This is a genomic window from Planctomycetaceae bacterium (genome assembly GCA_041398825.1).
In the GTDB taxonomy this organism is placed as follows: domain Bacteria; phylum Planctomycetota; class Planctomycetia; order Planctomycetales; family Planctomycetaceae; genus F1-80-MAGs062.
On the sequence record JAWKTX010000016.1, the window covers coordinates 121,497 to 130,099 of the forward strand.

Here is an 8,603-nt window from a genome sequence, read left to right on the forward strand (position 1 = left end):
TGGAACCGGGTTCGTGCCTCAACAGCAATCGCAGAAGGCTATTCTTCGTCTGCACGCAGTTTTGCAAGTACGGAAAGGTCTTCGAGTGTGGTCGTATCCTGCGTGGATTCTCGACCCGCAGCAATGTCACGCAGCAGGCGCCGCATGATCTTTCCACTGCGTGTCTTCGGGACGCTGGCCGCAAAACGAACCTGGTCCGGAGTCGCAAGTGCGCCGATATGATGGCGAACGTGGCTGATCAGTTCCTTCTTAAGCGCGTCGTCTCCTTCACCACTTTTCAAAGTGACGAAGCAGCAGATACCTTCGCCTTTGATTTCATGAGGAAATCCAACAACCGCCGCTTCCGCGACGGCGGGATGAGAAACCAGTGCGCTTTCCACTTCCATCGTGCTCAGTCGATGACCGGAGACATTGATTACGTCGTCGACGCGTCCCATCACCCAGATGTATCCATCCTGATCCCGCCGAGCGCCGTCACCGGCGAAGTAGCAACCTTCCACTTCGCTGAAGTAGGTCTGCACGAATCGATCGTGGTCGCCGTATAGCGTCCGCAGCATGTGAGGCCATGGCTGTCTCATCACAAGAAGGCCGCCCTCATTGGCCCCCAGACTCTGACCATCTCGAGTCACGATATCCGGAACCACGCCCGGCAGAGGCCGCGCGCAGCTGCCAGGTTTGGTCGCCGTGATGCCAGGCAGCGGACTGATCATGATGCCGCCGGTTTCTGTTTGCCACCAGGTGTCAACGATCGGACAGCGTTCCTGTCCAATAACGCGATGGTACCACATCCACGCTTCCGGATTGATTGGCTCGCCGACACTGCCCAGAAGTCGCAGACTGGACAGGTCGTACTTTTCTGGCCATTCATTTCCCCACTTGATGAACGCCCGAATTGCCGTGGGTGCGGTGTAGAAAATACTTACGCGATACTTTTCGATGATCTCCCAGAAGCGGCCTTCGTCTGGCCAGTTGGGAGCCCCTTCGTACATTACAATCGACGCACCATTCGAAAGCGGTCCGTAGCAGATGTAGCTGTGTCCGGTGATCCAGCCGATGTCTGCGGTACACCAGTAGGTGTCATCTTCCTTCAAATCGAAGACCCACTTCGATGTCATCGTGGTGCCAAGCAGGTAGCCGGCGGTAGTGTGCATCACACCTTTGGGTTTCCCGGTACTGCCGGAGGTGTACAGGATGAAAAGCGGATGTTCGCTGTCCAGCGGGACAGGATCACATTCTGGTGCGGCGCCTTCCATCAGATCGTGCCACCAGAAATCTCGGTCCGGCACCATATCACACTCGCCGCCAGTTCTTCTGACGACCACAACCTTTTCTACGGATGGTGACTTGTTGAGACTTTCGTCGACGGCAGCCTTCAAAGGAATCTCTTTGCCGCGGCGCCATCCGCCATCAGCCGTCACAACCACCTTCGCCTGTGCATCATTATTTCGGTCTGCAACGGCGTCAGCACTAAAGCCGCCGAAGATTATCGAATGCACAGCTCCAATGCGGGAACACGCCAGCATCGCGATGGCGAGCTCCGGAATCATGGGCATATAAAGAGTGACTCGGTCGCCCGTTTCCACGCCCAGTTTCTTCAGCACATTCGCAAACTTGCAGACTTCGCGATGGAGGTCCTGGTACCGAAGAACTCGCGTATCCCCAGGTTCTCCCTCCCAGATCAAAGCCGCCTTGTTTCGATTGGGACCTTTCAGGTGCCGATCGATGCAGTTGTAACTGACGTTGATCGTGCCACCGACAAACCATTTGGTATTCGGCATTTCCCCTTCCATGGCACTGTCGAAACGCTTGAACCATTCAAGGTTCTGTTCTGCGAGCTCTCCCCAGAATCCAGCGGGATCGTCTTTGGCATGCTGCCACATTTGCTGGTATTGCTCTTCACTGCTGATATTGGCCGCGGCGGCAAAGGTGGCTGGCGGTGCAAATGTGCGAGTTTCCTTGAGTGTACTTTCGATCTTCTGGCTGCCTGTTTCGCTCATTCCTGTTTCAGCTCCTGCGCGATTCCTGCGCGAACGTTTGATTTCGTGGGGTGATTTGAATGTTGGAAGTCCAACGGAAAAGGAGAGCCCCGCATTTTGCGGACAACCGCATTGAAAGTCCAACGTCACGCCATGCCCGGATCGCCCGGAAGCGTTGTTCGTGCCGTTTCCGCCCCACGAATCGTTATTTCTTTCCTCGACCGGACTTACCGCCACTCCAGCAAGAACCCCGATGTGGGTTTTCGTACCCGCGCCGCAGTGGATGCCCGGCTGGCAACGCTCGATCGAGAACCCTCACAGGCGCTGTCTGTTCTCAGGTAATCGCATGCTGATCATTCCATTCGCAAGCGGTTGCCCTTTTCGTTTCTCAAACAGGTCCTCCAGTGACCGGTTCATTCCGTAGCCCGTCCCGCAAAGGACCGTTGCGGCTACCGCAGGTAGCAACGATGGCGCGGCCAGCATGAAAAACGAACTCACCCAAATCCAGATCCCCGTCAGACTTCCGACAAACGCAGCCATGTTGTCATGAAACGCACGTTCTTTTCGAGCGAACAACATCCCTCCGATAAGTCCCGGGATTATTGCAGGCCAATACGCTCGCTCGTCCCTGATCACGATCGCCGTGATCACAGTGATGGCCAGTATCGTGTAGACGGCTATTCGTAATTCGACCGCAAACTGGCTGACAAATCGCTGTGGATCCATGCCAAGAAAACGAACCATCGCGCCGATGGGAAGCCCGGTCATAATAAATGCCACGATGGGAATCAGAAACAGACAACCTTCCGGCGCGCCGCTTGTGAACACATGCCCCAGCAGCTCAACGTCGCTGCGATCAGGTTCGCGTTTGACACAGGCAGACACCATCTCCAAAGGTGTCGCTTCCGGACCAAACACCTGGCCGGAAATGAGTTCACAATGGTGTCGAAGTTCTGCTTCTGTATGCAGCCGCTTCAGAATCCTCGCATCCGCATAAAGAATCTGAGATCGTCGGCCCGACGCCACAAGCTCTGCGTAGACCTGTTCACCAACCGTCGGGCTGTTCATCTGTGGAAGTCCGTGATTGCACTGCCCTGGTGGAAACAGCACCGGGACATGGAGAATCTGAATATCACGACCAGCAATTCGCTATCGGCAAGAAAATTCAATCACAAATTCCAGCAAGAGTTATTCGGCGGAGCATATTGCCAGTCAGATCACTCCTGCAACGATGATGCCTTCCATCCCGACAACTGACTTTGATTCGAACGGTCCGCATAAAAGATTATATGCCGATCCTGTTTAACTCGATTTTCAGATTATGTTCCAATCAATCGTGACATTCCTGACGTACTGATAGTAGTCTAACACTCTGTCAAAAATCGGGACTGGGTCGAGCAGGAGACTTTTAAATACGATGGTTTCCAGTCCTCCTGCGTGCGTGTCCCGGTTTTTCGCCCCTTTTCTCAGCTCGATTTCAGTCACCTGATCCCGTGAATTCTTTCCACCCCAACCCTTCGCGTGCGGTATCGCAGAGACAATCATCTCTGCCTGAGGGTGTGGTGCGCTGCGGAAATGCTATTGGTAAGCTGATTGTTGCGTGTCTATTGGCGGTTCTGTGGCAGCAGCCAACCGTGCATGCCGGGTGTGGAGACTACCTGTTCCGGAATGGTAAACCTGTTTCGATGGACCACCATCCGGCATCTGCTGGAATGCCAAAACCCGATCATCAACTGCAGCCAGCGTCGGCGCTGGTGATCGACGAGCGACCAGTGTCAGAACCGGTCGCTCCGTGCCATGGGCCGGGTTGTTCAGCCCAAAAGCCCATTCCGCTCGCTCCAACTCCATCAAAATTGGTGACTTCATTCTCTGACGCAGCCTTCCTGACAGTTGCAGGCCGCCTGTTTGGCCTGCCATCAGAAAGAATGGCTCCTGCGACTTCCGAAGGGGTCGCGTTTTACCGTGCCGAATTGCTGTTTCGGCCGCCAAAGCCGTCACAGGCCTGACGGTTTCCGGACACTGCTCGTGCGCAGGTGCTTCGTGGAACGCTGGTCATAGCAGTTCGGCGTATGGAACCCGACCGCAAGGCATATCGTCGTGTTCCCGTCGCCCCATCCGCTGGATGATGCTGCAGACCTGAGCGTTCGCCGTTGGCACTGCTCAGGGACCTCCGACAGTCGCGGGAAGTCGAATTGTCATCAACAGATCTCGTGTGTATCCGTTTGGCCCTGATTCGGCCTGCGGTGATACCTCTGCAAGGTCTGCGTATGCTGTCGAACTCCCGTCTGTTTCTCAGCGTTGTCCTGCCTGTGTGACTGGCATGCCCGGAGCTGTCAATCATCCGCCATCAACCCGGCAGTTCTCTGCTGCGTGATGCCAACGTCTCGGGGATTGTCCCGTCGATGGTTGTCACGTCGATGGTTCGCATCGTCTGCGACTGACGCTGGCAGTGTCTGCAATTGATCCGCACCGGGTCGCTGACTGCTATTCACCGGCATCCTTACCTGCTGCGCTCCAAAGCAACTGAAGATTCCTGTATTGCTCTTATCACTCTCATTCGAACCTATCAGGAGAGACATAATATGTATCAACAAAGCAAACGTCATCGTGGTTTTACACTGATTGAACTTCTGGTCGTCATCGCCATCATTGCCATTTTGATTGCATTGCTGTTGCCAGCAGTGCAGCAGGCCCGCGAGGCAGCGCGTCGAACGCAATGCCGCAACAACCTCAAGCAACTGGGACTGGCGCTTCACAACTATCATGATGTCCACTTGTGCTTTCCGTTCGGACACTCCGATAACAACGGCAAGTACTCCGCAATCAGTCAGCTGCTTCCGTATTTTGAGCAGGGCAACGTTTACGCTCTGATCGATTTTTCATTACCGCATGATCACGCAAATAATGCGGTCGCTCGACTGACCGAGTTACCCATGCTTCGTTGTCCAAGTGACTTCGAGAATCCACTGGCGTCTCGAGGCGGTGCAACAAACTACATGATGAATAAGGGAGCTGGCGTTCTCTGGGGTGCTCCCACAGGCCCTAACGCAATACTTCCTGCCCAGAATGGCGTCATGTATTTTGGAAGCAGGGTACGATTTCGCGATATCACAGATGGCACTTCTAACACCGCGGCCGCCAGTGAACGCGTTCTTGCCGACGGAAATAATGGGCTGGTGTCACCGACTGCGGATGTCTTCTTCAGCCCGGCAGCTCCACTGAACGCCGACGAAGCCGTACAGATGTGTAATGCTGTCGACATCAACGACCTGGCCAGCCAGTTTCCCCTGTTCATGGGCGCGCCGTGGATCAATGGGCAACACACCTATCTGCATACCAATGTCCCCAACTCCCGGTCGTGCGGTTTCTTTACGATTGGTCGCGCATCGATGCCCCCCAGCAGCAAACACACGGGGGGCGTTCAGGTCCTGCTCTGTGATGGTTCGGTCAGATTTGCCTCTGACAATGTCAGCCTGGTCACATGGCGAGCATTGGGAACACGCAACGGTGGTGAATTGCCGGGAGAATTTTAGATGGTCTACGGTTCGTCCAATTTATCGAGTTCCACAGATTCTATTCATTCGCGGAAGTGGTTTGTTGCGTGGGTGCAGGCGGCAGCAGTCTGCCATTGGGCTGCGCTGTGGATCATCGGTCTCGTAGTGATCCCAGGCTGTGGTAATACGGCAGGCCCATATGCTGTTCGCGAAGACTTAGCTCGCGAGACTCTCAATCTCGCACTGGAATCATGGCAGTCCGGGCAGTCCGCGGCCTCTCTCAGGGAACGCGAACCGCCCGTTGTTGTTCAGGATTTCGACTGGTCGGCTGGTAAAAGGCTGAAGGAATTCAGCGTGCTGACAGAGGGAGAGGCCCTGGACGCCAACCTCTCTGTCCAGGTTCGACTTGTTCTTATGGACGAAAAGGGAAGCTCCGCGGCAAAAGAAGTCTGGTATCTGATTGGCACAGATCCGGCACTTACAGTCTTTCGGGACAGCCTGCGATAGCAGCCTGTTGAAAAACGGGACTGGCTCAAGCAGGAGACACCAACACACGACAGTTTACAGCCATGCTGCGTGTGCCTGTCCGATCTTTCAACGGACAGATAGCAGCCAGACTTTCGGTAAAGCATCGGGGCATGACTGAAGGCCCCCTTTGCCGCAAACCTTACTTACCAACACAGGCGTGCTCCGCCTGCTGACGCATTTTTGTTTTAGGATTTAATAGATATGAAATTACTCTTCATCCTGCCCGCATTGGGCCTCACCATCGCATGGTCCCAGCTGTCAATGACCGTGATTCAGGCGGAAGATCGATCGACAATTACCGTTTCCAGCGTGACGGTGTCTCCCGAAGGAACACCGCCTGCCCCCGGACCGGAGTTACTGAAGTACACGCCCGAAGAAATCGAGAGGGCGTATGAAGGTCAGCCGCTGCCGGAAGGAGTGCGGATGTATCTGGCGATCGTGCGTGGCGGAAAAATGAACGGAAGCGAGGGATGGTTTGGCCCGGCCGCGACGCGATATCACTGGGACTGGCTTTGCAGAACCCACCACATTTCCGGCGACCGTCTGGGCCAAAAACAATTCCTGGGTGACCCTTCGGCGTTTCAGATTCTGGATCGCAACAACGATGGATATATCACAGCAGATGACCTGGACTGGTCCGACACGAATGAATGGGTTCGAAATTCATATGCCATCAATCGCTGGTTTCGCCGAATGGATGAATCGGGTAACGGAGAATTCTCCCGATCCGAATGGGTGAGCCTGTTCGACAGGCTTGCAGGTCAATCCGACGAAATCCGGTTTGATCAGCTGCGGGACTCAATCTTTGCGGGTTCTGGTGCTGCGTTTCAGTCGGGTGATGCACCTACCAAAGAAACGCTTGTGCAGGGTTTGCTGGCAGAGGAGGTCGGTTCGCTGAAGGAAGGGCCGCCACTGGAAGGATTGGCACCTGATTTCGAGCTTCCTGTGCTGAATGGTGATTCAACGATCTCGCTGCAATCACTCGTCGGCCAGAAACCCGTGGTGCTGATCTTTGGTAATTTCACATGTGGACCATTTCGATCGATGTATCCAGCCGTCGAACGCGTTGTTAGCCGACATCGTGACGACGCCAGTTTTCTGATGATCTATGTCCGCGAAGCACATCCAGCAAATGGATGGGCAATGAAGTCGAATCAAAAAGCAGGAATTGAAATCCTTCAGCCTGTGACTCTGGAACAGCGGGTTGATGTGGCACAGCAGTGTTCCAAAATGCTGGAGCCCACCATTCCACTGCTTGTCGATGATGTCGATGACAGGACGGGGCACGCGTACAGTGGCATGCCAGCGAGACTCTACGTGATCGATCGAAAGGGAAAAGTCGCCTACAAGAGTGGTCGAGGTCCATTCGGGTTTAAAGTCGACGAAATGGAACAATCGCTTGTCATGCTGCAGCTTGACGAACAGATTCAGGCCTCTCCCCCCAACGATGCTGAAAAATAACGGACGCATTTTCAGCACACAAAGTCAGAAAATCTGAGGCAAGCGGTACAAAGCAAAAATGGTGGTGACGACACCACAAGCGATCGTCATCAGACCAAACAGAAAGATAATGGTTGCAGCAGCCGTGCCCGCGAATCCCGACAACATCTGATGTTCGGACAGCGGGTACTGGCGCCGCTGAATTCCACGCCATCCGGATCTCAAAATCATGGTCCCGTAATAGAACGAAGTGCATGCAGCCCCAGCAAAGATCAATGCAATTCGAACGGGTGAGAGTGCTACAATCATCTGGTCCTGTCCCTCGTTCTCCCGAAATGACTTCTTCCTGCAATCCGAGAATCCTACCAGAACAGCACTGGATGCAGAACTCGATCTGATCACCGTGAGCTGCCTTTGTCTGTCCGCTTTATTCCAAACACAGCCGCGCTTTTCGAACTTCATTCGATCACAACCTGCGGTAGCAACTCGCTTGACAACTCATGTGAAGATCCGAAACCACCGATCGAAGGCACTAAGGCCACCAGGCATAAAGGCACCAAGGCATTCATTCCTGAAAAGCCAGTGATGAAGTGTAAATACAGTAGTCGGCCGCACTCTGAATTTACCCTCTCCCCCAAAGTCACGATGCCGAGGGGAGGTTGCTCCATCCTGGAATTACTTGTTTCCATCGCGGTCATTGCCGTTCTCATGGCCCTTATTCTACGGGCCGTCCAGCAAGCACGGCAGGCTGCGCACCGAGCTCATTGCAGGAGCTGCTTCACCGCAAGCTCGAATATTAGAAGGGGACGAAACGTAGATCTTGGTCGTGCCGGCTTCCGCATGACGCAGCAGATCGCGGGAAGAAACCTGTCTGTCCCCAATTGCCGGGCCGGCCCGAAGGGTACTGAGCACAAGTGGGTCTGACACACTATTTCGCGACAGTAGTTCTTCACGGCGTGCACCGAGTATCGCTGCCTGATTCCAACAGGTGCGTCGCAAAACTGTGCCAAGAGGAAACCCGAAGCGTGAGCGAGGGATCAACCGCCCTGCGTAACCCCCCGTCTTGGTCACAGTCGTGCCAGTGCAGATGTCCGTTCCATTCCAGAACTGTGCCTGCCGCTCGTTTAACCCGCCCCAAAGGGGAGGCCAGCTCGACGCATTCTTA

At 54.5% G+C, this 8,603-nt stretch carries 9 protein-coding genes; 3 read left to right on the forward strand and 6 right to left on the reverse strand.

What is annotated here, in order from left to right:
* Positions 1–38: 38 nt before the first annotated feature.
* From acs to R3C20_23080, 4 genes are all read right to left on the reverse strand, one after another.
* Positions 39–1,997 carry an acetate--CoA ligase gene (gene acs, locus R3C20_23065; protein MEZ6043390.1) on the reverse strand — a complete coding sequence of 653 codons (1,959 nt, stop codon included), beginning with the start codon at positions 1,995–1,997 and terminating at the stop codon, positions 39–41.
* A 294-nt stretch (positions 1,998–2,291) separates the two neighbouring features.
* Entirely contained in the window at positions 2,292–3,044 is a 753-nt protein-coding gene (locus tag R3C20_23070) for a hypothetical protein (protein ID MEZ6043391.1), read from the reverse strand.
* A gap of 510 nt (positions 3,045–3,554) precedes the next feature.
* Positions 3,555–3,842 (reverse strand): hypothetical protein, encoded by a 288-nt coding sequence (locus tag R3C20_23075; protein MEZ6043392.1) that lies wholly within the window; start codon positions 3,840–3,842, stop codon positions 3,555–3,557.
* Between the two features lie 467 nt (positions 3,843–4,309).
* The gene (locus R3C20_23080) at positions 4,310–4,555 is read right to left on the reverse strand and encodes a hypothetical protein (protein MEZ6043393.1); all 246 of its coding nucleotides are present in this window, start codon (positions 4,553–4,555) and stop codon (positions 4,310–4,312) included.
* 3 nt (positions 4,556–4,558) lie between these two features.
* Between R3C20_23080 and R3C20_23085 the strand changes: the two genes are divergently transcribed.
* The 3 genes from R3C20_23085 to R3C20_23095 all read left to right on the forward strand — a co-directional run bounded on the left by R3C20_23085 (position 4,559) and on the right by R3C20_23095 (position 7,459).
* On the forward strand, positions 4,559–5,509 hold the full coding sequence (locus tag R3C20_23085) for a DUF1559 domain-containing protein (GenBank protein MEZ6043394.1): 951 nt from the start codon (positions 4,559–4,561) through the stop codon (positions 5,507–5,509).
* Positions 5,510–5,977: a hypothetical protein gene (locus R3C20_23090; GenBank protein MEZ6043395.1), complete on the forward strand. Its 468-nt coding sequence runs from the start codon at positions 5,510–5,512 to the stop codon at positions 5,975–5,977.
* A 222-nt stretch (positions 5,978–6,199) separates the two neighbouring features.
* The gene (locus R3C20_23095; GenBank protein MEZ6043396.1) at positions 6,200–7,459 is read left to right on the forward strand and encodes a deiodinase family protein; all 1,260 of its coding nucleotides are present in this window, start codon (positions 6,200–6,202) and stop codon (positions 7,457–7,459) included.
* A gap of 24 nt (positions 7,460–7,483) precedes the next feature.
* On the opposite strand, the gene R3C20_23100 is transcribed toward R3C20_23095, so the two are convergent.
* Together R3C20_23100 and R3C20_23105 are read right to left on the reverse strand one after the other, a co-directional pair.
* Positions 7,484–7,747 carry a hypothetical protein gene (locus tag R3C20_23100; GenBank protein MEZ6043397.1) on the reverse strand — a complete coding sequence of 88 codons (264 nt, stop codon included), beginning with the start codon at positions 7,745–7,747 and terminating at the stop codon, positions 7,484–7,486.
* Positions 7,748–8,158: 411 nt separating this feature from the next.
* On the reverse strand, positions 8,159–8,603 hold a 445-nt coding region (locus tag R3C20_23105; GenBank protein MEZ6043398.1), incomplete at its 5' end, for a hypothetical protein.

Bases quoted from the DNA above. Each gene is read 5' to 3' on its own strand.
- acs (MEZ6043390.1), bottom strand. From the start codon at position 1,997: ATGAGCGAAACAGGCAGCCAGAAGATCGAAAGTACACTCAAGGAAACT.
- R3C20_23070 (MEZ6043391.1), bottom strand. From the start codon at position 3,044: ATGAACAGCCCGACGGTTGGTGAACAGGTCTACGCAGAGCTTGTGGCG.
- R3C20_23075 (MEZ6043392.1), bottom strand. From the start codon at position 3,842: ATGAAGTCACCAATTTTGATGGAGTTGGAGCGAGCGGAATGGGCTTTT.
- R3C20_23080 (MEZ6043393.1), bottom strand. From the start codon at position 4,555: ATGTCTCTCCTGATAGGTTCGAATGAGAGTGATAAGAGCAATACAGGA.
- R3C20_23085 (MEZ6043394.1), top strand. From the start codon at position 4,559: ATGTATCAACAAAGCAAACGTCATCGTGGTTTTACACTGATTGAACTT.
- R3C20_23090 (MEZ6043395.1), top strand. From the start codon at position 5,510: ATGGTCTACGGTTCGTCCAATTTATCGAGTTCCACAGATTCTATTCAT.
- R3C20_23095 (MEZ6043396.1), top strand. From the start codon at position 6,200: ATGAAATTACTCTTCATCCTGCCCGCATTGGGCCTCACCATCGCATGG.
- R3C20_23100 (MEZ6043397.1), bottom strand. From the start codon at position 7,747: ATGATTGTAGCACTCTCACCCGTTCGAATTGCATTGATCTTTGCTGGG.